This is a genomic window from Dolosigranulum pigrum ATCC 51524, from assembly GCF_000245815.1.
Lineage (GTDB): Bacteria > Bacillota > Bacilli > Lactobacillales > Carnobacteriaceae_A > Dolosigranulum > Dolosigranulum pigrum.
On record NZ_JH601103.1, the window covers coordinates 1,495,104 to 1,517,301 of the forward strand.

Genomic DNA, 22,198 nt, shown 5'->3' on the forward strand with positions numbered 1-22,198 from the left:
TAGATTGATTTATAAAAATGATAGTTTTAAGGATCAAGTGCTTATTTAAGCAAGTTTTTAGGCCAACCAATGCATTTGTTTTGATGTATTATATTAAAATTTATCAATCTTTTACTGGAATTGACTATGTAAGTACATCTTTTTAAATAAATGAAGCGCGGTAACGAAAATAATTTCGTCAACGCGCTTCATTTTATTATATTGGAAATTCACTTATTAGATAAGATCTTTTCCTTGTTGATAAAATCTTTCCATATTATCTTCAGGCACCATACTTCCCCCAGTTGCCCAAGCAATATGAGTCGCATTATCCATCTTATCAACTAGACCATTCTCTTCCAAATAGCGTTGGCCAGCTTCAGTCTGGAATAACATGGCTGGGCCAGGTAATCCCGCTAGAGCAGCAGGTTCTAAGCAAATATTTTCTAAATCGATCATTTTTGTTAGTAATATCTTTTGATCCTCTTCGCTAACAGTCAGACCACCATTAAAGTAATTATGCATCAATTCTGCGACAAAACCTGATGTACGTGGAACAGCTAAACCATCCATATTAGTCACTGCATCAATTCCCACATCTAATACAGAAATACCATCATATTTCTTCGTCATTAGACCAACTAACATAGATGGCATGTGAGTTGGTTGTGCGAAGAAGCAGTGTACATTATTGCCATAGATTTGTTTTAGTCCAAATGCTGTTCCACCTGGACTTCCGCCGATTCCACATGGCGAATAAGTAAATAATGGATGATCTTCATCGACGGTAATATTACGTTCTTCAAGCTGTTTTTTCAATCGACTCCCAGCAACTGTGTATCCCAAGAATAGATCAACAGAATGTTCATCATCTACAAAATAAGATTTTGGATCCGCATTCGATTCAGCACGCCCACGCTTAACGGCTTCTGTAAAGTTAGTTTTATGTTCAACTACATTAACACCTTTGCTTCTTAGATGTTCTTTCTTCCAATCTTTAGCATCATAAGACATATGGACAGTTACATCAAAACCAAATGCAGCGGACATTACACCAACACTAATTCCTAAGTTACCAGTTGTTCCAACCATGATCTTATACTGACTAAATACATCCTTGAATGCTTGAGAGCCAAATTTTGTGTAATCATCATCATAGCCGTCTAAAATACCAGCTTCCAAAGCAACATCCTCAGCATGTTTTAGCACTTCATAAATAGCTCCACGTGCTTTAATGGTTCCCGCAATCGGCAACGTATCATCCCGTTTTAAAAGAAGATCTCCCTTAATGGAGGTATCATAATGCGCTTCTAAAAAATGCTTAAACTCAGGAATTTCAGAAAGATCAGATTCTATAATACCATTTCTATCTCTCGTTTCAGGGAAATATTCGTTAAAATATGGCGCAAATCTTTTCAATCTATCTTCTGCATCTTTCACATCTGCAGCTGAATATTTGGAACATTCATTAGCTTTATCGATTCCCTCATACTTGTCATTGACCCAAAAAATTGGCTGATAGTTTAATACGGTTTCTAGTTTTGGATTTTCTTTTGTTAGTGTAGTGATATTCATAATTAATCTCCTCCTAAAGTAATATTATTAAAGTTAAGAATATACTTAGTTATTCATATCTGATGCTTGTAATTCTTGTTTTGATATAACCTGGAAATTCTTAAACACCTCCGCTCCTACAAATCCCATTATTGCACTAATAATGATACATCCTATTGAAGTTAATAGAACTTGAACAATAGGGTTATAAGCAAACATAACGGCAAAACCTGCAATAGGAGTAGCTGTTCCTGGCGTATTATTCACCAATCCTACAAGCGCTATCAAAATTCCACAACCAGCTCCTCCAAAAAAGTTTGTTACATATATTGGAATTGGATTGGCACTCGTTACATCAGCCTGAGTAAGTGGTTCAATGGCAAATGCAATAGCATCCTTTTTTTCTCCCAAGTTTAGTTTACTGAATAGTAAAAAGTTCATAAAAGATGACCCAAAAACAGCTAATGCCCCAATAGCCATTGGAATACCTGTTAGTCCCAACATTGCTGTCAGTGCCATAGAACTAAGTGGCGCTGTTGCGACAACAGTTAATACACCTCCAAGGATCACTCCCATAATAATAGGATTTTTGTCTGCTGTAGAAATCAAAATATCTCCTATTGTTAATAATGTATTATCAACTACTGGCTCCATACCTTGGGCAATTAATCTAACTAATACAGGACCAACCAGTATAATGATGATTAAATCTAGCCCACCAGGTATTTTCTTTCCCATCCACTTAACAATAAACGCCACTAAATATCCCGCAATAAATCCTGGAATAATCCCTGTACCATATGCGGCTAATCCAATTAATACGGAATAAGCCGGCGAAACACCAACAGCCATTGCAACAAGAATAGCAGCAGCAACTCCACTCAACTCACCATTTATCATACCGACCTCTTCTAAAAATCCTAAACCAAGGACTTGACCAAGAAAAGAGCCATGAAATGCTTCAACCAAAAAACTTGCACATGCAGCAGAAGCTAATGCACCCATTGCTTTTGAACCATAAGGCGCTTTGTAATTAAAAAAGGTAAAAAATGCCAACACCGCTAGAAGCAATGCAGTCCCAATAAGTATATCCATCGTGAAACCCTCCATTTTTGTTTGTTAATTATTTATAAAATCTATCGCTATTGTATACATATAACTTAATAAAAGATTTTTATCATAAACATTGTGATAATCAAAAAATTCCTATCCAGATAATATCCTTTATGTAAAACAAAACACATAATCTAATGTTTATTCAATTATTCCTTTTAAATCCTGTTATATAAACATACGTAAGTTCTACATAGAATTTTCATTATGAAAAGAAATCCCTTTCATTTCATCACAAATTTATTATATCACATTATTTTATAATGTCAAATTTTAAAGTTAGTACAGATCTTTACATAAATGTTGTATATAACCCCTATTGGATTAATGGAGCGCATATTTCGTTAAGTTAACTAGCAACTCTTCTCTTTTATTTTAAGATTTGATAATCTGATCAACCAAAAATTTTAAATTTTTTGAATAGATATCTCTTTCTTTATGCTTATTTAGTTGGATTGATAACACACTCAAATATTTAACAATCAAATGTCGCAATTCCCGTACTTGTCTGCTGCTTGACCACTTGCCTTCTCATCTAGTTAGGATGTATGATACAATAATATCATAGCCAATTAAAGGAAAACTGTAACACCAAAGGAGCGACATTCACATGACCAAGACAGATAAAGAACTTGCCGTAGAAGTAGCGATTGCTTTAATCAAAGCCAATCCTCGCGATAAGATTATCAATGATGATGGCAAAGAAATCGCCTTGCCGTCTCTCGATATTTCAAGTGCGAGCAATATTATCCGTCATATTTATGACACATTACAAACCTTAGAAGATGAAGACCGTCCCCCTGCCCGTAAACTATAAAACTTAATAAAACTAAAAAGCACTCAATCCCCCCAACATAGCTGCATTATTGCAATCAAGTTGGCTGGATTGAGTGATTTTATTAATAGCGGTCTTTATATTCACGACGAATACGGCGTTCTTGTTCACGGCGCTTAATCGTCTCACGTTTGTCATATTGTTTTTTCCCTTTAGCCAGTCCAATCAAGACTTTCGCCACACCATTTTTGATATAGACTTTTAGTGGCACGAGCGTAATACCGTCTTGTTGCACTTGACCCAATAAGCTATCGATTTCACGACGATGTAAGAGTAACTTACGCTTCCGGAGTGGATCATGGTTGAACTGATTCCCTTCTTTAAACGGGGCAATATGCACATTGTACAACCACATTTCGTTCCGGCTCACACTGGCATAACCATCTTTTAAGTTAATTTGGTGATTGCGAATGGACTTAATCTCGGTTCCTTGTAGCACAATACCTGCTTCTACCGTATCCAATACCGTATACTCATGACGCGCCTTGCGATTTTCTGTAATTAAATTACCATTCCCTTTTGGCATAAAATCTCCTCCTCTACTATTCTCTTGATTCAAGCTATAACTACATTAAATTCATCATGGCGATAAATGAAACAATATTATTCAACATATGGAAAGCGATAGATTCATTCAAGTTGTCTCGGCGTAAACGCATGTACAACATCACTGCACTCATACCGCCATACATAAGCCAGCCTTCGATGCCAGTCGGTACGTGAATTAAAGCAAACAAAATACTTCCAATAATATAAGCTATCCACGAACGCCCCAGCGATCTCGGCACCAGTTCACGAAAAATTACTTCTTCTACGACTGGTGCAACTAATACAACTAAGAAAAACATGGCAACCGGCTGCTGAGCAACTGACTCTTCAATCAAAAGCTGATTCATCTGCTCTTGTCCTTCGAACAAATATTGCACACTAACATTAAGACCAATAACAACTAAGTAACCTAATCCCAATGGTAAATAATCAAGCTCCTCAATCCGTTCCCACAAATTATAAGGTGAATAGCGATTAGCAATGAAGTAAGCAAAATAGGATAACCCAAAGGCTCCCGCAACCGTCATTACTGTCACAATATAAGGAAAAACAGTTAACTCTTCTCCAAAATCCCTTCGCAACAACGGGGTTATCATGGGCAACACAGTCAACAGTTGTTGTAAGATAACCAACAAAACGGCTAGCCAGAAATAGGCCGATACAATAAATTGCCACGGTTTAAATCCTTTTATCACTGACAGATTATGGTGTTTATATGATTCATTCATTGACATTTCCCCTCCCTATTATTTATCTTTTTGAACAATTTTGAAATCATGTCGTCGGTTCTTTTGTGATTTCTTTTTCTTCTTTTTAGATTTTTTATGTTGCTTACTTGCTGGTTTATTCTGGTGATGTTTTGACTGACTTGATTTTGATTTATGGTGTTGTTTTTGTCGATGAATTTTTTTATGGTGTTTGTCTGTCGGCTTATCACCCTTTGCGAAGTCTTCTACGATGGAGAAGTCAATTTGAACCTCTTCCACATCTGCGCGCATCAGTTTCACTTTAATCGGTTGACCAATGCGGAAGACTTTTCCAGTTCGTTCACCGATCATTACTAAATGATCTTCATTGAACTTATAATAATCATCGTCCATCATCGAGACGTGGACCAGCCCTTCAACGGTATTGGGCAATTGAATAAACATACCAAAGCCCGTAATCGAAATAATTGTCCCCATGAATTCTTGGCCTACTTTATCCGCCATAAATTCCGTCTTCTTCAATTCATCGGTTTCACGTTCTGCATCAATCGCGCGACGTTCCGCCTCAGAGCTATGTTTAGCCATATCAGATAGACGTGACGCCCAGCGTTTCTTATCTTGCTGACTACGACCGACTTCATCATAATAATGAATCAAGCGGTGTAGAATCAAGTCAGGATAACGACGAATAGGTGAGGTGAAGTGAGAATAATAATCTGCCCCCAGACCATAGTGGCCGATTGGATCGACATCATAGCGCGCTTGTTGCATTGATCGAAGCAACAGCATACTAATAACCGCTTCATACGGTTCATCTTTAATGCGGTCCATTACTCCTTGTAAATCTTTTGGCGTAATCGAGTCTTTAGAAGCTTGCACCGTTAAGCCAAAGGTGGTAATAAATTCCAAGAACCGCTTCATCTTGCTCTCATCCGGTTGTTCATGGACACGGTATAAGATGGGTAAGTCAGCCTTACTATAGTGCTCAGACACGGTTTCATTGGCTGCTAGCATGAAGGACTCAATTAGACGCTCACCTACTCGACGTTCGCGCAACTCAATATCAATCGCTTTTCCGTCTTTATCGACAATAATTTTTGCCTCATCCGAATCAAAATCAATTGCTCCACGATGGCGACGTTTTTGTTCTAAAATATGGTGTAATTCTGCCATCTCTTCTAACATGGGCACCAATGATTGATACTGTTTTCTTGTTTGTGGATGTTTTTCTTCCAAAATATGGTTAACAGCTTCATATGTCATTCGTTCTACTGAACGAATCACACTTGGGAAGATATCATACGCCACAACATTCCCTTGTTGATTAATTTCCATCTCACAACTCAGTGTCAGCCGATCTACCTTAGGATGAAGCGAACAGATTCCATTCGATAAGCGCTGTGGTAACATAGGAATCACACGGTCCGTTAAGTACGAACTTGTTCCTCGTTCGAAAGCTTCCTTATCAAGGGCTGAATCTTCTCTCACATAATGTGACACATCAGCAATATGAACGCCCAGCTGGAAATGTCCATTATCCAAGCGCTCAACTGTCACTGCATCATCCAAGTCTTTGGCATCAGCACCATCGATCGTAATAATTTGTTGGCCACGAAGATCACGCCGTCCCTTAAGATCCGCTGCTGAAATCTGATCCGGCACTTGCTCCGCTTCTGCAAGTACTTCATCTGGGAACTTCGAGCGAATATTGTGTTTGTGCACAATGGATAAGATTTCAATACCCGGCTCATCTTTATGACCAATCGTTTCGGTGACGACACCTCGCATATCCTCACCTTTATATGCTGGATAATGCGTAATATCAACACTAACAATTTCCCCACGCGTCGGGTTCAATCCATTCATCTCAATTTGGATAATATGCTCTGGCCCTTTTTTCAGCTTAGCTTTCACATAACCATATAAATTATAATCAGCTATTTCGTCATCCGTATAGGGAATAAATTCCCCAATCACTTGTTCTGTCTTGCGTTCAATAATTCTCGTAATTTTACCTTCTGCCGAGCGTTTACCACTCGGATCCGGTGCTTCAGTAATTTCAACTTCCACCGTATCCCCGTCGAACGCCAGCTTAGTTGCTTTCGCGGGTACGAAGATATCGTCAATCCCCTCATCTTCAACCATAACAAAACCAAAACCGCGATCCGTGCCACTGAAGGTGCCGACTATTGAATCAGGCAATCGCTTCAAGCGCAGGCGCCCATCTCCGAGCATCTCAATCTTCTCTTCCCGCTCTAAAGTAGCCAGCGCCTTCACTTGTCGCTTAAACTGCGCAGAATCATGATTATTGAATTTATTCGTCACATCATTTACTTCTATACTCTCACGATTATCTTGTTCAATATAATCAATAATCGCTTGTTTAAATCGTTCAAAATCTTTTGACATATTATCCGTCCTTTTTATCCTAAATTATTTAGGAATTCCTTCACATCATCTCTCAACTTACGACCCACTGATCCAATCGTAATAACGTGACCGCCATCTTCATACCACTTGAAAGTCACAGTAGCTTGCTGTAGTTCATCTACAAATTGCCGTGCATGCTTAGGATCAATTAACTGATCTTGTGCCCCTTGCCCTACAAAAACATTACCGACATAATTTTTATAGGCCGGGATTAAGTCCGCCTTAAACTCATTGAGATGCTGCATTACTTGCTTCAGTTTGTCCATTGCCTGAGCAGCTTCCTGTTCAACTTCTTGTTGAGAATAACCTAATTCAACTTTCCCCGCTTTAAACCACTGCTTAAACTGCCCACTAATATCATCATGGTCATTAATCATCACCGGTGAACTAAAAATACCGAATGAAGCAAGATCATCATTTTCCATTGCTAAAGCTGTTGTAACAATACCGCCAAGTGATAGGCCAAAAATAGAAATATGCTCATAGCCTTCACTTCGTATAAAGTTCAACGCCTCACGCCCATCTTCCAACCAATCTTCTATATCATATTTAAAGATATCAGCCGGATCATCTGTCCCATGCCCTGATAAAGTTGGTGCATAGATGGTATAGCCTTGCTTCGTTAACTCACGTGCTAAGCCCGTAAAATCATCTGGCGTACTCGTATACGCATGTAATAAAATAACTGCATGTTGACCGTGTTGTTGATACACTGTTTTTGTCACGTTCTAATTCTCCTTCGCATTACTTTAAAAAAGAGCATCCCGTAAGAATTGTCAATCCACTAACAACTCTGTAACGGTCTACTCTTCACAAATATATGTTCACATTAAGATAATTTCGATAGAACAAAGGCAATCCCGAAAAACAAAATTAAGCATACAATTGTTACTTTAATTAGGAATGCTTCAAATCCTCTAGCCTTTTGTTGTCCAAAAAGCTCATCACTGCCTCCCATAAATGCATTGGATGCATTCTGAGTTTTTGTTGGCTGTAGAGCAATCGCAATAATCGTTATAATAGATAAGACTAACATAGCCGTTAACAATATTTCATACATCTGAAGAGTGGCCTCCTTTATCTAGACTCTTTTCCTATTCTATCACATCTCATGCATTATTAGCAACTAAAACTCGGCTTCAAATTCAGGCGGTGTTACTTGATCTGTAATATTCTCACCCGTCGCTGCATTATAGTATAAGAAATCGCCTCCTTTAATAATCTCGTACACATCAACATTCAACTCATCATCATGATACAAATTAAAGCTGACAATCTTATCATCACCAGCATCTTCAGCCGCTTGACGAACCATATCAAAAGGCGAAATCACTTCCCACAGCTCAACAATATCGAGAATTTCAGGTGAATCTTCGCGCGCAATGTTAAGTATTTCACCGGTCTCAGCATCCATGTCCATATAATAATGCTCAGCCCCATCCCAAATATAGAGCTTCAGAATAAACTTACCGTCAACTTGCTCAATCGCTAGACGATCCATATTAACAATGACATTCTCCACACTATTTCGGTAAGTCTCGCGAATCTCAGCACCGGTTAATGTCAGATTAGCTTCGTTCAAATCTTGATCAGTCTCTAGATCATAGTGCACTTTCTTCTCAGGTTCAGACGCTTCTTCATTCAATTCTACCACACGAGTTTCGTCTTCTTGCACTTGTTCAGTCTCTGCGTTATCTACTTCGGTTGGTGCTTCTGCTTCTTTTGCACATGCCCCTAGCACCAACAGAGAACTCAACACTAATAGCTTCAGTTTCACATCTATCATCCTTCGTCCATTTTGCTCAACTATACCATAAATACCCCTGTAAACTCAAAAATTCTACATTATCTAGCCACAGTTGGTCTTAAAAACAAATCATGGTATACTCTAATTGCAAACAAAAATAGAAAGGATATATTTTATGAATGCTAAGCAACGTCGCGAAAAAATCATAGCCCTCCTCACTCATGCTGTCAGCACAATCACCGCCTCGCAATTAGCAGATGAATTTGGCGTTAGCCGTCAAATTATCGTCTCTGATATTGCCGTCCTTCGCGCAAAGAATTACGACATCACATCCACCAATCGCGGGTACCGCCTCACAAAAAATATAGAGCAAGCCACTAATCTTTATAAAGGAAAAGTAGCCGTCCAACATACAGCTGAACAAACATTTTCTGAATTGCATGCTATCATTAATGCGGGCGGTATCTTGTATGACATTCAGATTGATCATCCCGTCTATGGACTTATTACCGCTCCTTTACACATCGAACACCCCTCTGATATTAACCACTTTATGGAAGAAATGTCCCATCAGAAGGGCGAACTCCTTAGCTCATTGACCAATGGCGTTCACATTCATACGATCGGCGCTAAATCACCTGATCACTTCGCAACTATTAAAGCTGCTTTGGATAAACTCGGCATCTTAGTGGATGAACAATAAAATAGCTGATTAATAACTCTGAACTTTACACACAATTTGACACTAAAGTCGACTATGTGCTATACTCATTTTAATCGATAAATATTATTCAGATGAAATGAGGAAGATGCTATGACTACTCGAACTGCCCCATCCACTAGAGAACTCACCTTGGCGGCTATGTTAACTGCATTGGCCATCTTTATTCCTATGGTGATGCCTATTCGCCTGATTATTGGCCCGGCCTCTTACACACTAGCTAGCCACTTGCCTATTTTCTTAGCCATGTTTATTAAACCACGTGTTGGTATCATTGCCGCAATTGGGGCTACAATAGGATTTTTAATTGCTGGCTTACCCATTGTGATTGTCCTTCGTGCAGCTTCACACTTAATTTTTGCTGCAATTGGCGCTTATTACTTGCAAGCTCATCCAACCACTTTAAACATCCCCAAAAAGCGGTACTTTTTCAGCTTTTGGCTCAATATCATTCATGCTTTAGCTGAAGTCGTTGTCGTCGCTCTAATGACAAACCAAGCCGGTGTCGAAGTCAATTACTTCTATATGCTGGGGATCTTGATCGGCGTCGGCACCTTAATTCATGGGATGGTAGACCTGGAACTCGCTTATTTCTTTGCCCATACCATCTCACAACGAACGCGCCATCAATTACTCCCGTAGTGCGGCATAGTAAAACCCGACAAGTCCTCTATTACAAGAGCTTGTCGGGTTTTATTTGTCTATTATTTATTTTGCGTAATCAATTGATCTTGTTTCGCGTATAACCGTTACTTTAATATGTCCTGGATAATCCATTGTACTTTCTATTCTCTTACGTACATTGCGAGCTAAGCTAGCTGCTTCGCTGTCGCCAACTTCATCAGGCTTCACTAAGATTCGTAACTCACGACCTGCTTGAATCGCATAACTTTCTTTAACTCCATCGAACTGATTCGAAATACTCTCTAAGTTTTCAAGGCGCTTCAAGTAACTATCGAGCGACTCACTTCTAGCACCTGGTCGAGCCGCTGAGATTGAGTCAGCTGCTTCTACTAGACCCGCAATCACGGAACTAGCTTCTATATCCCCATGGTGTGAAGCTATTGTGTTTACCACAACATCTGGCTCTTGGTATTTCATCGCGACTTGCGCTCCAATTTCAACATGAGAGCCTTCTACATCAGCATCTAGCGCTTTCCCTAGATCGTGAAGTAAGCCCGCACGCTTCGCTAAGGTCACATCTTCACCTAACTCAGCTGCCATCAACCCAGCTAATTTAGCGACTTCAATTGAATGATTTAAAACATTCTGTCCATAACTTGTACGGAAATTCAATCGGCCAATAATCTTAATTAAATCTGGGTGGATGGAATGAATACCTAACTCGAACATCGCTTCTTCTCCAATTTCACGAATACGTTCATCCATTTCTTTGCGCGATTTTTCAACCGCTTCTTCAATACGTCCTGGATGAATACGACCATCTGAGATTAATTTCTCCAAGGCCATTTTTGCAATTTCGCGACGAATTGGATCATAACCACTTAAAACAACTGCTTCTGGGGTATCATCAATAATAAGATCCATCCCCGTAAGACTTTCGATTGTGCGAATATTACGTCCATCCCGTCCGATAATACGACCTTTCATATCATCGTTCGGTAAGTCAATCACACTAACAGTTGTCTCTGATACTTGATCGGCTGCACACCGCTGAATGGCTTCTGTTAGAATAGATTTCGCACGGCGGTCCGCTTCATTCTTCATCTTATCCTCGTATTGCTTGACCATTATAGCCAATTCTCGAGTCAACTCTTGTTCTGTCTGATCGAGAACTTCTTTTCTTGCTTGTTCGGGAGATAACGCTGCAATTTCATGCAGAGTTTCTTCCTGTTTCGATACTAATTCTTCAACTTCTTCCTTAAGTGAATCAATTTCTGCTTTTTCTTCAGTTAATTTGTTTTCACGCTCATGAAGGGCATTTTCTTTCTTATCAAGATTGAGTGATTTAGTATCTAAGTTGTCTTCTTTTTGATCTAATCGGTTCTCTTGTCTTGACAGTTCCGAGCGTCTTTCTTTTATATCTTCTTCAACTTCAGATCGGTAGGCATGAATCTCTTCTTTTGCCTCCAACAACGCTTCTTTCTTCAAGGTTTCTGCTTCTTTATTAGCATCTTCCACAATCAAAGTTGCTGTTTGTCTAGCGTCTTCTTGTTTTTTCACTTGGGACGAATTACCAAAATATATCCCGGCAACTAGCCCAATGATTAAAGTAACGATAGCGAAGAAGATTGCAGTTAGTAAACCCACTTAATCACCTCCGTATCATTATTTATTTTTTGTAACTTTGTCTGTATTCGGCTGCAAATCATTTGCAGGGAATTATCATATTATCTGTCAAATCTTACATATCACAGAGTCAACAGACATTCTAATTTTAAAGCTCTACGTACTAAATGTCAAACATAAGCTGTTCACCCACTGATAAAATATAAAGTAATCTTTTTTCTAAACAGAATAAGTGACAAATAACTCCTTAACAAATAGGAGCTACTTGCCACTGTTGTAATAATTAACTTAACTCGTCAATCTCAGCCATCTTAAAGCGGTCTATTTAAATAAAGTTATTCATCAGCTGACGTATTGTCTTCCGTCTCTTCAATTTCTTCATCTACTTCGAGTTCTGAAGCTTGTTCTGCTCTCTCTGCTGCCAATTGTTGCAGTCGCTCAAACTCTTCTTCATCAATTACGCCATAAGCTAACCGTACCTTACGATCAATCTCTTTTCTGATTTCAAGGTTTTCTTCTAAGAACTCTTTTGCATTCTCACGTCCTTGACCAAGACGTTCTTCCCCATAAGAATACCATGCACCTGCTTTAGTAATCACATCAGCATCAGCTCCCATATCGACGAGCTCACCAACTTGCGAGATACCTTGTCCATACATAATATCAACCATTGCTGTTTTAAATGGTGGGGCTACCTTATTTTTGACAATTTTAATTTTAGTTCGGTTACCGGTTAGATCAGAACCTGATTTAATTTTTTCAGCTCGACGAACTTCTAAACGAACTGATGAGTAAAATTTCAAAGCGCGCCCACCTGGTGTTGTCTCAGGATTTCCGAACATAACACCAATTTTTTCGCGAATCTGGTTGATGAACATACAAATTGTCTTTGTTTTATTAATTGAACCAGATAGCTTACGCAATGCTTGTGACATCAGACGCGCTTGCAATCCTACATGGGCATCCCCCATCTCACCATCAATCTCAGCACGTGGAACAAGTGCCGCAACTGAGTCAACAACAATAATATCAATCGCCCCACTAGCTACTAATGCATCTGTAATTTCTAATGCTTGCTCTCCAGTATCTGGCTGTGAAAGTAATAATTCATCCACATCGACACCAAGTGCTCGAGCATATTTCGGATCCAAGGCGTGCTCAGCATCGATAAAGGCCGCTACCCCACCTTCTTCTTGTACAGCTGCAATTGCATGTAGCGCTACAGTGGTCTTACCAGAACTTTCTGGTCCATATACTTCAATAATACGCCCCCGTGGATAGCCACCAATACCCAGTGCAACATCTAGTGCCAATGACCCACTTGGAACTGAACGCACCTCCGTATCGACTTTCTCACCCATTTTCATAATGGATCCTTTACCGAAATTCTTCTCAATATTTTTCAATGCTTTATCTAGCGCTTTCTGACGTTCCTCTGATACCATTCCTATTCCTCCTCGTAATCCTCTTCTCTATCATTATAATATGTTTGGCTTCTTTTTACAACCCTAAACCGAACATTTGTTCAAATTAATGCTTCTCTTAAACAGTTAGCAACATGCAGTTGAATAATTTCAGCCGTAACCTCACGCCGATAACTAAGATCAATTTCCCAAGAAAAATGCTGATTCTCATCAACCAGGCCTACATATATTTTCGGAGGAAAGCCACCTTTTGATGCGTCTGGTGAAGTCGCTACACACGCCAGACTCATATCAGATTGACTATTTATTTTGAGTTGTTGCGCAATCGAACAGGCTCTTGCTTTGTCAACTTCACTATCAATAACCGGTTCGATAATAGCAGTGGTCAATTGCGATTTATCAATGAGATGATTGAAGAAACTAGACGTCACCACCCCACCTAAGCCATATTCAGCAATACTTATGGATTGATCTACTTTTTCCAATAATCTTACCGCAGTTGCCACCATTCCTTGCGAACCACTGGCATAAAAATAGTCGCCTACTTGCTCCATAATGGCTACTTCCGTCTCATGAATTAAGTCACGGGCTTTATCTGTTGATGATGCTTTTGCTGACAAGCGAACAGTCACTTCATAACCATCGACATAAATCGCTACAGTTGGATTGGTTTGTTTTTCGATAATATCGTCAATTTCTTTAGCCATCTGTGATTCCGTGATATGAAAGAAACGCAAAATTTTTGATTCTAAGCACTCGTGATCTGTCGTTACTTGAAGCAATGATGGTATGAGTTGATTAGTAACCATTGCTTCCATCTCGCGCGGAACTCCTGGAACCATGGCATAATACGTTCCGTCGTGTTCTAACAAACTTCCCGGTGCCATACCATTCTCATTCGGCAGAAGCGTCGCCCCCTGCAGTATTTGAGATTGTCTTTTATTACTCTCTGGCATCGGTTGGCCTTTTCGCTCATAATAAGTCCGAATATGTGCTTGGCTCTCGGCATCATCCACTAATGGGACATCGAGGTAATCCGCAATAATTTCTTTTGTAATATCATCCTTGGTCGGTCCTAATCCACCCGAAAAAATTAATAAATCCGCTCGTGATGTCGCAATAGCTATCGCTTGGCGTAATCGTTCAGGATTATCACCTACTACCGTATGAAAATAACAATCTATCCCACTCGCAGCTAATTCTCTGGCGATATAGGCTGCATTCGAATTCGTCACTTGACCTAGTAGTAATTCGGTTCCAATTGCAATAATTTCTGCCTTCACTAGCTAACCTCCTATTATATAAATACGCCATACTTTTCTAAATTCGTTTTTTCCCATATGAAAAGAGTAGCATCATACTACTCTTCATTTTCTTTATTGTTTTGTAAATATATGACGAGCATTCCAGAAGTAATTCACGCCAGAATAAATAGTAAAAAACAAACACGTATAGAGCAATAAACTGGCTACAGGAATACCAATCAAATTAAATGGCACATTGTCTACGAGTAAAAAGATAATCGCAAACATCTGCGTAACTGTTTTGATTTTTCCTGGCCAAGCTGCCGCTAAGACTTCCCCGCCTTGTTCAATTAAAATCAGGCGTAAACCCGTTACCGCTAGCTCACGGCAAACAATAATAGCCACTACCCATGAAGGAGCTAACCCTAACTCTACTAAGACAATAAGAGCTGTCATCACTAACATTTTGTCTGCTAATGGATCCGCAAACTTCCCGAAATTTGTCGACAAGTCATATTTCCGTGCAATATGTCCATCCAGAAAATCCGTCACACTAGCCACTGCAAAAATAACCATCGCCATGAGTAAATTCAGATTAATTGCAGACTCTAACACGTGCCACATACCTAACTGATAAGGCATTAACGCAACTACCATGAAGACAGGAATCAATCCGATACGAAAGAGTGTTAATTTGTTCGGTAAATTCATCTCCATTATTTACTCCACTCCTCTATCTGCTTCGTGTTCGAATTGTAACGTTAGAACAAACCCTTCATAAGCGACCAATTCATCGGGTAATGTCACTGTTTGCTCATTCAATCTTACAGTAGTCTTCTCACTACCACCAACCTCTACTGTCACTTCAGACACATCATTTGAGAATTCTGCCTCCAATGATTCACCAGGATCCAATTCTTGCGGTTGACCATCGACATAAATCACCGCGTAAGCCTCTTCTCCCACGACATTAATAACTAATCTTTGTGGTTCTGGATGCTCACCTGCCACAGTATAAACGATCGCAGTTCCCTCTTCATCAGCTAATTCAATGGTTTGTGGATAATTGGTTGCCTCTTCTTCGGCTACATCCTCTATGACTGCATCTTCAATATAACGCGTCTCTTCTTGTTTATTTTGAATATAGGCCTCTTCTGCTTCACGCGACAAGTTTCGTCCCGCCACGTAGACAACTACAACAATTGCCAGAATAAAGCAACTGAGCAAAATAAGTGGTAAACTCTCCTTAATCGTCGCCCATGTTCCACTGCTACTATCCTTAATACTTTTATGCGTTATTGTTCTCTTTTGTTTCGGTTTTGGCTCTTGCTCGTCAGTCTTTTCATCGAATTCCTGCACAATTTGAGCACTATCGAAATCGACCATCTCCGCATATTGCTTAATAAATGTTCGCGCATAGAACGCATCCGGTAATATATCCAAATTTCCTTCTTCAATTGCAATCAAATAGCGCTCTTGAATTTTTGTCTGTTTGGAAATATCGGTAATAGAGTACCCTTTACGAATGCGGGCATCCTTCAATTTCTGACCAATATCAAACATCTGACTCCTCCTCTACTCTTATATATTTCACTCTCATTTACGACTCTTCCGGTAGAATAGTAAAGACAGACAATAACTCTTCTCGAATATAATCATTCGCCACTTCAATTGTTTCTTCTAACGTCATCTCTTCTAAGAACGGTACAAAATCAAATACCGTTGCTTCACCATAAGATTTACTCATAAACTGATAGGCAATGTATTCTAGCGAGTTTAATGCTTGTAAGACCTTTCCAATGGTCTTGCGCTTAATTAACTCAAAATGTTCTGGGTTAATATCAGCCGACGCTTGGTGCTCTAGCAGAATAGCTTTCATTCGTTTCTTAAACTCTTCCGGTTGCTTCGTATCTGTTGCAACATTTACCGTATTGAAAGTCCGCTCGAATAAAAATTCAGTCGAATAACTATCATCAATAATTCCCTCATCATACAATGATAAATACGCTTCTGATGTTGGACCTAGCAACATCTCCATATAAAGACTCATAGCGATCTCATAACGCAAGGCATCCTCACCAGTCAAGTTAGTTCGCAACCCACGAATACCTAATGATACTTTAGGTTTTTGAATTGGCATATGAATGGTCTCTTCTGCCGTTATTTCATCTAGATTCTCTTCCGGAAAAATTCGGTTCGGTGTCGGTGCCTCTGGGAAATCCTTCGCTTCTTGGTTGGCTCGGATTAACGCCATTGTCTCTTCTGGTTCAATCTGCCCAACCACTAATAAGGTCATATTGCTTGGATGATAGAAGGTATTATAATTGTCATACAGCATATCTGCCGTAATTTGATTAATACTCTCAACCGTCCCTAATATATCGATATGCACCGGATGATCTGGATAAAGATTCTTCAAGATTCCCATCATCAATTGGAAACTCGCCTCATCTTCATACATCCCAATCTCTTGGGCAATAATCCCTTTTTCCTTCTCCACCGTCTCCTCCGTGAAGTAAGGTGCCTGCACGAAATCCAGTAACGTCTTTAGATTTTCTTCAACAAAATGAGTAGTTGAGAAGAGATAAGCCGTACGCGTAAAAGACGTAAATGCATTGGCGGCCGCCCCATATTTTGAAAATTCATGAAAAACATCACCGTCTTCTTTCTCAAACATTTTATGTTCTAAGAAGTGCGCAATCCCATCTGGAAAATTAACCGGCTCACTCTTTCCAATCGGTGTAAAGTGCTGATCAATTGACCCGAAGTCGGTGCCGAACAATGCATACGTCTTGTTGAAGTCCGGTTTCGGCAGTAATACAACTTGCAAGCCATTTTCTAATGTTTCTGTATAAAGTGTCTCATTCAACTGTGGATATTCTTTCGTCTGCATCGCTTATTCTCCCTTCAAGACGTAAATACTACGCAATTGCACTTGACGAGCAATACGCTGGATATCTTTTGCTTCAACTGCATCCACCTTTGCTAGCCAATCTGCCAAGGTTAAATCTTGGCCCACTAAGTTCAATGCATGCTCACGCTTAATAATCGTACTTGGATTATCATCTGATTGGCGCAGTCCATTTTTAATCATCTCTTTAGTCTGAACAACGGCTTCTTCATTGAAATTCCCAGCTGCAATTGCTTCAAGCTGCTCATTAATAAGATCAATCACATGATCCGTCTGTGCCTGATCAATCCCCGCTCGCACATACATCACGCCACGGAAGTTATCCATCTGACTCGACGCATAATAAGCTAAACTTTCCTTTTCACGTACATTCATGAACAACTTCGAGTGCGGAAATCCTCCAAATAAACCATTGAAGACTTGCCCAGCAATATAATCATCTGTCTGGTAATACACACCCGTATCATAGGCCATGTTCAACTTCGCCTGACTAATCGCTTGTACTTCCTCTTCGCGTCGCAACTCATCATTTTCATTATGGTAGAAGACCTCTCCAACAATCGGCTCACGATCCTGGAAATCAAAGTCATTACACAAGTTAATCACCTTGCGCTCCGTAATATCACCTAGTACAAAAATATCAATCTCATCTGAGCTTAACATCGATGCAAAACTACGCAACACGTCTTCATTGCTTAAATTATCCAAAGCCTCAAGTGACCCTTCAATGGACATCCCTTGAGCTGAATCGTCGAAATATAACTCCTTCAATTGCTGATACGCATAAGACTGCTTATCATCCGACAGCGACTCCAAATCTTCCCGCAAATTGGTCACTTCACGTTGGAATGTTTCAGGGTGGAACTGTCCATGTTGTGCATTGGGCCGGCGCAAGATTGACTTCAAGAACATCATTGCATTCGTCGTCACATTATCCACAGATAGATACTTATCATTAACAATATTCAACGTTAACACCACTTGATGCAATTGGCCAGCGCGTGATACATCCGCTGAAAAACTCGCTCCGTATAATGCTGACAATGCCTTCTGGAAAGCCGTCTGTGTGGGAAACTCTTCACTGTTGGTCTCCAATAAACGAGCAATCATTGAACGCTTTGTTATATTATCAGCTGTTAATTTTGTTTTAAAATACATTTTTATCGAAATTGTTTTAAACTTTGTTGATGGAAACACATGTAAGTTGACGCCTTTTGCTAATTCAACCATTCTTTCACTCCTTAAAAAGCTGTTAGTCCCATTTTATGATATATAGCGAGATAAATAAAGCCATTCACTCCCAATTACTCGATAGCTTGTAGCCCCAACTGTATTACTCCACATCATGCAACCAGTCTTTCAGTTCTTGAACTTTATCTAATCGCTCCCACGGTAAATCCAAATCATCACGACCAAAGTGCCCGTATGCAGCGGTTTGTTTGTAAATCGGTTGCTTCAATCCTAGCATGTCAATAATACCAGCTGGGCGTAAGTCGAATATCTCACGCACAGCTTCAACTAATTTTTGCGTACTTACCTTCCCAGTGCCAAAAGTGTCTAAGCTAACAGAGACAGGCTGTGCTACTCCAATGGCATACGCCAATTGTACTTCTACCTCATCAGCAAAACCAGCCGCAACAATATTCTTAGCAATATAGCGAGCAGCATAACTTGCTGAACGATCCACTTTAGTCGCATCTTTTCCACTGAAAGCACCGCCACCATGACGCGCCCAACCACCATATGTGTCGACAATAATCTTCCGGCCAGTTAACCCTGCGTCCCCTTTAGGTCCACCAATAACGAAACGACCAGTTGGATTAATTAAATAGCGGGTCTGATCATCTAACAACTCTTTCGGAAGTACCTGATCAATCACCTGCGCCTGAACATCTGCAGCCAGTTGTTGCATTGTAATATTCGGAGCATGTTGTGTGCTCACTACAACGGTATCGATTCGTGACGCCTTCCCTTGCTCATCATATTCAACTGTCACCTGCGCCTTCGCATCTGGACGTAAATAGTCTAATTGACCTGACTTACGCACTTCAGCTAATTTACGCGTCAACTTATGGCTGAGTGCAATCGGAAGTGGCATATATTCTGGCGTATCATTGGTTGCATAACCAAACATCAAGCCTTGATCTCCTGCCCCAATCTTATCGAATGGATCAATATCAGCATGCTTATATTCCAGCGAAGCATCCACCCCACCGGCAATATCCGGCGACTGTTCATCAATCGTCACTAGCACGGCCACATTATCCGCATCGAAACCATATTTAGCTCGTGTATAACCGACTTCTCGAATCGTCTCACGTACAATTTGCTGGACATCAACATATGTACTCGTTCGAATTTCACCACCAACTAAGACTAGCCCCGTGTTGACCATAACTTCACAAGCTACTCGCGCATCAGGATCATCCATTAAGATCGCATCTAAGATACTATCACTAATCTGATCCGCCAACTTATCTGGGTGCCCCTCTGACACCGATTCTGATGTAAATAATCGTCTCTCTTTCATCCTATATTCCCCCTACGTTTTTTTCGGTTACAAGGAATCCGACCTACCAAGATCGTCCTATCGGGAATTCAATGTAACATCCTTATTATACCGTGAATAACCCCGCTGAATCAATCCCTAAAGCAACTGACATATAATTGAAATATATCCCATCACTCATATATGATATGATGGAATAAACACGAATAATTGACTTAAGAAGGTGACTCGATTGAATAAACAACTCGCATTAAAATTAACTAAAGGAATTGGCCTCTTTTTGCTGACCTTATTATTCTATATTTTACCAGGCATCATATACAGCCATTCTTTTTCACCTATCGCTTGGCAACCTGCTAGCATACTATTCTTATTTATCATGACAAATGCCTTATTAGAAAACCGCCTGCGACATCTTACCGCCAAAAAAATCCCCCTGTCGCTCATTCTTTTACTTCTTATCGTAATTGCTGAGTTAGTATATTTCGCTCGCCACTTCTCACTGCCTATTGTATTTAACCTTATTTTATTTATGCTGCTCAGTATGAGTCAACGGTTATTTGCTAACTTACAACTAAAATTTATTGGCATTACACTACTTATCTGGTTTAAAATTGTTGTGATGAATATTATTGTGTTTTATCTATCCACAAACTTCATCTCAACCAACTTAATCTGGCTCATGATCCCATATCTCTTGCCTCATCTTGTTGCCCACTTAATTCATTGGAAAGATGACTACTTAACCCCTTTATTTTTATCCATTATTGCTTCTTATATTTTATCAATCAGTCTAAGCTGGTCCTTTGCAGGGTGGACAAGTTTAATCCAGCTCCTCAGCTTGCCAACTGCTCTCTGGCTCTTGAATAAGCAAACAGTCCAATCTGCTCGTATATATACCGTCTTCTTTTCAATGATTCAGTTAGTCTTGATGATTCAGTTTTATTAATAGTTACAACTTTCGACCGATGCACTGAAAGCAGATTCAAGGTATAATAAGGTTAGAATAGAAAAGGAAGAATTATCATGCAATTAACTGCACTATGTCACAAGTATGATATCAACCCATCGTTTATCGCTGAATGGACGGATTATGATCCTGCTGACCTTAACCAGCTCCCACCAGCTGAGATTCCCAATCAGGTCTTGGCACTGCTTGCTAGTGAAACACATGCGCCAAAATCTCAGCTTTTCTTGGACTTGCTTGAACTAGAACAGACTGATCATGCCACTATCAGTGTCCAAAATGATGATGAATTACTAGCTTCCTTCAAGCAAAAAGCCAACTATATTCACTTAACTGTCGACTATGCTCGCCAAAAAGAAGACTTCTTAAAACACTTCACTACAGAAGGCGAACGAACCTACCTCGAATATACGTTCAGAGCAAGTGCTGGATTGTGGATGAGCTTCTTTAATTTATTTAAGGGCAAGTCAGCTGAAGAGAAGATTGAACAATACGCAGACTCTTATCACATCAAAGTTATTGATGAAAATGGCGTAATTATTTATCGGTGGGAAGAAACTATCTAAAACTAAACAAATAAAAAGTGCTGGATCACCAGCACTTTTTATTTGCATTAGAACTGATATTGGTTAATGACACGCTTAATTGACCCTGTATTTAAGACGAAATATAAAACGACTGAGTTCAGTGGGAAGCTAATCACATTCTTAATTAGACGTGGAATAATAAGTGCTCGCCACGCTTCTTTATACATAATCTTTAACCAAATCGTATTCAGTCCAATATTGATAAAGACGGTCACAATCAGCGTTGCCAGAATCACTCGTTTCCATGTTGGTTCCTTACGCCAAAAGAAACGTGCATAAATAAATCCAGCCAATATTGCACTTAATAAGAACCCTGGAAAAAAAGGAAAGCCAGGATTAACAATAAAAACATCAATCAAATCATATGCTATTGCAAATATTATCATATAAAAAGGACCTAATATCGATGCCACAATGCCAGTTCCGATAAAGCCAAAACCCATTTGAATGATATTGCCAATCTTCACTGCGGGAATAAAAGACATCGCAATCCGCATCGCCATCAGCATGGCCATTATTGACAAGTGCCTGGCCGAAAACCGATCTAATTGCCCAAATCTATTTGCTCCATTATTTAACACAGTCTCACTTCCTTCAATATTTTTTATTGTTACTAACGGTAAAACTCCCACCCGACCGCAATCCTTCTCAATCATTATACTATAGACATC

At 39.7% G+C, this 22,198-nt stretch carries 22 protein-coding genes and 1 riboswitch; of the genes, 5 read left to right on the forward strand and 17 right to left on the reverse strand.

Going from position 1 to position 22,198, the window contains the following annotated elements; genetic code table 11:
• Nucleotides 1–216 precede the first annotated feature (216 nt).
• Entirely contained in the window at nt 217–1,554 is a 1,338-nt protein-coding gene (gene dsdA / locus HMPREF9703_RS06815) for a D-serine ammonia-lyase (protein ID WP_004636619.1), read from the reverse strand.
• Between the two features lie 45 nt (nt 1,555–1,599).
• A complete protein-coding gene (locus HMPREF9703_RS06820) occupies nt 1,600–2,628 on the reverse strand; it encodes a PTS sugar transporter subunit IIC (RefSeq protein WP_004636620.1) in 1,029 nt (342 codons plus the stop codon).
• A 628-nt stretch (nt 2,629–3,256) separates the two neighbouring features.
• On the opposite strand from HMPREF9703_RS06820, the gene HMPREF9703_RS06825 reads away from it, so the two are divergent.
• Entirely contained in the window at nt 3,257–3,463 is a 207-nt protein-coding gene (locus HMPREF9703_RS06825; protein WP_004636622.1) for a hypothetical protein, read from the forward strand.
• An 82-nt stretch (nt 3,464–3,545) separates the two neighbouring features.
• On the opposite strand, the gene smpB is transcribed toward HMPREF9703_RS06825, so the two are convergent.
• The 6 genes from smpB to HMPREF9703_RS06855 form a co-directional block, all read right to left on the reverse strand.
• Complete coding sequence (gene smpB / locus HMPREF9703_RS06830) at nt 3,546–4,007, reverse strand: SsrA-binding protein SmpB (RefSeq protein WP_004636624.1); 462 nt, start codon at nt 4,005–4,007, stop codon at nt 3,546–3,548.
• A gap of 40 nt (nt 4,008–4,047) precedes the next feature.
• Nucleotides 4,048–4,758: a CPBP family intramembrane glutamic endopeptidase gene (locus HMPREF9703_RS06835; RefSeq protein WP_004636626.1), complete on the reverse strand. Its 711-nt coding sequence runs from the start codon at nt 4,756–4,758 to the stop codon at nt 4,048–4,050.
• A gap of 18 nt (nt 4,759–4,776) precedes the next feature.
• A complete protein-coding gene (rnr, locus tag HMPREF9703_RS06840; RefSeq protein WP_004636627.1) occupies nt 4,777–7,146 on the reverse strand; it encodes a ribonuclease R in 2,370 nt (789 codons plus the stop codon).
• Between the two features lie 14 nt (nt 7,147–7,160).
• Complete coding sequence (locus HMPREF9703_RS06845) at nt 7,161–7,892, reverse strand: alpha/beta hydrolase (RefSeq protein ID WP_004636628.1); 732 nt, start codon at nt 7,890–7,892, stop codon at nt 7,161–7,163.
• 104 nt (nt 7,893–7,996) lie between these two features.
• On the reverse strand, nt 7,997–8,227 hold the full coding sequence (gene secG / locus HMPREF9703_RS06850; protein WP_004636629.1) for a preprotein translocase subunit SecG: 231 nt from the start codon (nt 8,225–8,227) through the stop codon (nt 7,997–7,999).
• Nucleotides 8,228–8,293: 66 nt separating this feature from the next.
• Nucleotides 8,294–8,944, reverse strand: a complete 651-nt coding sequence (locus HMPREF9703_RS06855) for a hypothetical protein (protein ID WP_004636630.1) — start codon at nt 8,942–8,944, stop codon at nt 8,294–8,296.
• A 145-nt stretch (nt 8,945–9,089) separates the two neighbouring features.
• Here HMPREF9703_RS06855 and HMPREF9703_RS06860 point away from each other — a divergent pair, with 145 nt between their 5' ends.
• Nucleotides 9,090–9,617, forward strand: a complete 528-nt coding sequence (locus tag HMPREF9703_RS06860) for a transcription repressor NadR (protein ID WP_004636631.1) — start codon at nt 9,090–9,092, stop codon at nt 9,615–9,617.
• A gap of 111 nt (nt 9,618–9,728) precedes the next feature.
• The gene (locus HMPREF9703_RS06865; RefSeq protein ID WP_004636632.1) at nt 9,729–10,277 is read left to right on the forward strand and encodes a hypothetical protein; all 549 of its coding nucleotides are present in this window, start codon (nt 9,729–9,731) and stop codon (nt 10,275–10,277) included.
• Between the two features lie 66 nt (nt 10,278–10,343).
• Here the strand turns inward: HMPREF9703_RS06865 and rny are convergent, their stop codons facing one another.
• The 8 genes from rny to metK all read right to left on the reverse strand — a co-directional run bounded on the left by rny (nt 10,344) and on the right by metK (nt 19,994).
• Complete coding sequence (gene rny / locus HMPREF9703_RS06870; protein ID WP_004636633.1) at nt 10,344–11,906, reverse strand: ribonuclease Y; 1,563 nt, start codon at nt 11,904–11,906, stop codon at nt 10,344–10,346.
• Nucleotides 11,907–12,220: 314 nt separating this feature from the next.
• Nucleotides 12,221–13,330, reverse strand: coding sequence for a recombinase RecA (recA, locus tag HMPREF9703_RS06875; RefSeq protein WP_004636634.1), 1,110 nt, complete (start codon nt 13,328–13,330; stop codon nt 12,221–12,223).
• Between the two features lie 80 nt (nt 13,331–13,410).
• A complete protein-coding gene (locus HMPREF9703_RS06880; protein ID WP_004636635.1) occupies nt 13,411–14,592 on the reverse strand; it encodes a CinA family nicotinamide mononucleotide deamidase-related protein in 1,182 nt (393 codons plus the stop codon).
• A gap of 93 nt (nt 14,593–14,685) precedes the next feature.
• Complete coding sequence (gene pgsA / locus HMPREF9703_RS06885) at nt 14,686–15,264, reverse strand: CDP-diacylglycerol--glycerol-3-phosphate 3-phosphatidyltransferase (RefSeq protein WP_040377011.1); 579 nt, start codon at nt 15,262–15,264, stop codon at nt 14,686–14,688.
• A 9-nt stretch (nt 15,265–15,273) separates the two neighbouring features.
• Nucleotides 15,274–16,116, reverse strand: a complete 843-nt coding sequence (locus HMPREF9703_RS08630) for a helix-turn-helix domain-containing protein (RefSeq protein WP_004636637.1) — start codon at nt 16,114–16,116, stop codon at nt 15,274–15,276.
• 37 nt (nt 16,117–16,153) lie between these two features.
• Nucleotides 16,154–17,446: an EF-P 5-aminopentanol modification-associated protein YfmH gene (gene yfmH, locus HMPREF9703_RS06895; RefSeq protein ID WP_004636638.1), complete on the reverse strand. Its 1,293-nt coding sequence runs from the start codon at nt 17,444–17,446 to the stop codon at nt 16,154–16,156.
• A gap of 3 nt (nt 17,447–17,449) precedes the next feature.
• Nucleotides 17,450–18,694 carry an EF-P 5-aminopentanol modification-associated protein YfmF gene (gene yfmF, locus HMPREF9703_RS06900; protein ID WP_004636639.1) on the reverse strand — a complete coding sequence of 415 codons (1,245 nt, stop codon included), beginning with the start codon at nt 18,692–18,694 and terminating at the stop codon, nt 17,450–17,452.
• Nucleotides 18,695–18,797: 103 nt separating this feature from the next.
• On the reverse strand, nt 18,798–19,994 hold the full coding sequence (gene metK, locus HMPREF9703_RS06905; RefSeq protein WP_004636640.1) for a methionine adenosyltransferase: 1,197 nt from the start codon (nt 19,992–19,994) through the stop codon (nt 18,798–18,800).
• A riboswitch (SMK box riboswitch) is annotated at nt 19,992–20,076 on the reverse strand. It overlaps the preceding gene by 3 nt.
• Nucleotides 20,077–20,205: 129 nt before the next feature.
• Here metK and HMPREF9703_RS06910 point away from each other — a divergent pair.
• Both HMPREF9703_RS06910 and HMPREF9703_RS06915 read left to right on the forward strand, forming a co-directional pair.
• Nucleotides 20,206–20,922: a hypothetical protein gene (locus tag HMPREF9703_RS06910; RefSeq protein WP_004636641.1), complete on the forward strand. Its 717-nt coding sequence runs from the start codon at nt 20,206–20,208 to the stop codon at nt 20,920–20,922.
• 77 nt (nt 20,923–20,999) lie between these two features.
• On the forward strand, nt 21,000–21,506 hold the full coding sequence (locus tag HMPREF9703_RS06915) for a hypothetical protein (protein WP_004636642.1): 507 nt from the start codon (nt 21,000–21,002) through the stop codon (nt 21,504–21,506).
• A gap of 47 nt (nt 21,507–21,553) precedes the next feature.
• Here the strand turns inward: HMPREF9703_RS06915 and HMPREF9703_RS06920 are convergent, their stop codons facing one another.
• Nucleotides 21,554–22,108, reverse strand: a complete 555-nt coding sequence (locus tag HMPREF9703_RS06920; protein WP_256998283.1) for a folate family ECF transporter S component — start codon at nt 22,106–22,108, stop codon at nt 21,554–21,556.
• Between the last annotated feature and the right edge of the window lie 90 nt (nt 22,109–22,198).

What these genes read in the sequence shown, in the direction of transcription:
- rnr (WP_004636627.1), bottom strand. Translation starts at nt 7,146, where the DNA reads ATGTCAAAAGATTTTGAACGATTTAAACAAGCGATTATTGATTATATT.
- HMPREF9703_RS06860 (WP_004636631.1), top strand. Translation starts at nt 9,090, where the DNA reads ATGAATGCTAAGCAACGTCGCGAAAAAATCATAGCCCTCCTCACTCAT.
- HMPREF9703_RS08630 (WP_004636637.1), bottom strand. Translation starts at nt 16,116, where the DNA reads ATGTTTGATATTGGTCAGAAATTGAAGGATGCCCGCATTCGTAAAGGG.
- HMPREF9703_RS06835 (WP_004636626.1), bottom strand. Translation starts at nt 4,758, where the DNA reads ATGAATGAATCATATAAACACCATAATCTGTCAGTGATAAAAGGATTT.
- HMPREF9703_RS06865 (WP_004636632.1), top strand. Translation starts at nt 9,729, where the DNA reads ATGACTACTCGAACTGCCCCATCCACTAGAGAACTCACCTTGGCGGCT.
- pgsA (WP_040377011.1), bottom strand. Translation starts at nt 15,264, where the DNA reads ATGAATTTACCGAACAAATTAACACTCTTTCGTATCGGATTGATTCCT.
- yfmH (WP_004636638.1), bottom strand. Translation starts at nt 17,446, where the DNA reads ATGCAGACGAAAGAATATCCACAGTTGAATGAGACACTTTATACAGAA.
- HMPREF9703_RS06915 (WP_004636642.1), top strand. Translation starts at nt 21,000, where the DNA reads ATGCAATTAACTGCACTATGTCACAAGTATGATATCAACCCATCGTTT.
- HMPREF9703_RS06825 (WP_004636622.1), top strand. Translation starts at nt 3,257, where the DNA reads ATGACCAAGACAGATAAAGAACTTGCCGTAGAAGTAGCGATTGCTTTA.
- HMPREF9703_RS06820 (WP_004636620.1), bottom strand. Translation starts at nt 2,628, where the DNA reads ATGGATATACTTATTGGGACTGCATTGCTTCTAGCGGTGTTGGCATTT.
- recA (WP_004636634.1), bottom strand. Translation starts at nt 13,330, where the DNA reads ATGGTATCAGAGGAACGTCAGAAAGCGCTAGATAAAGCATTGAAAAAT.
- yfmF (WP_004636639.1), bottom strand. Translation starts at nt 18,694, where the DNA reads ATGGTTGAATTAGCAAAAGGCGTCAACTTACATGTGTTTCCATCAACA.
- secG (WP_004636629.1), bottom strand. Translation starts at nt 8,227, where the DNA reads ATGTATGAAATATTGTTAACGGCTATGTTAGTCTTATCTATTATAACG.
- smpB (WP_004636624.1), bottom strand. Translation starts at nt 4,007, where the DNA reads ATGCCAAAAGGGAATGGTAATTTAATTACAGAAAATCGCAAGGCGCGT.
- metK (WP_004636640.1), bottom strand. Translation starts at nt 19,994, where the DNA reads ATGAAAGAGAGACGATTATTTACATCAGAATCGGTGTCAGAGGGGCAC.
- dsdA (WP_004636619.1), bottom strand. Translation starts at nt 1,554, where the DNA reads ATGAATATCACTACACTAACAAAAGAAAATCCAAAACTAGAAACCGTA.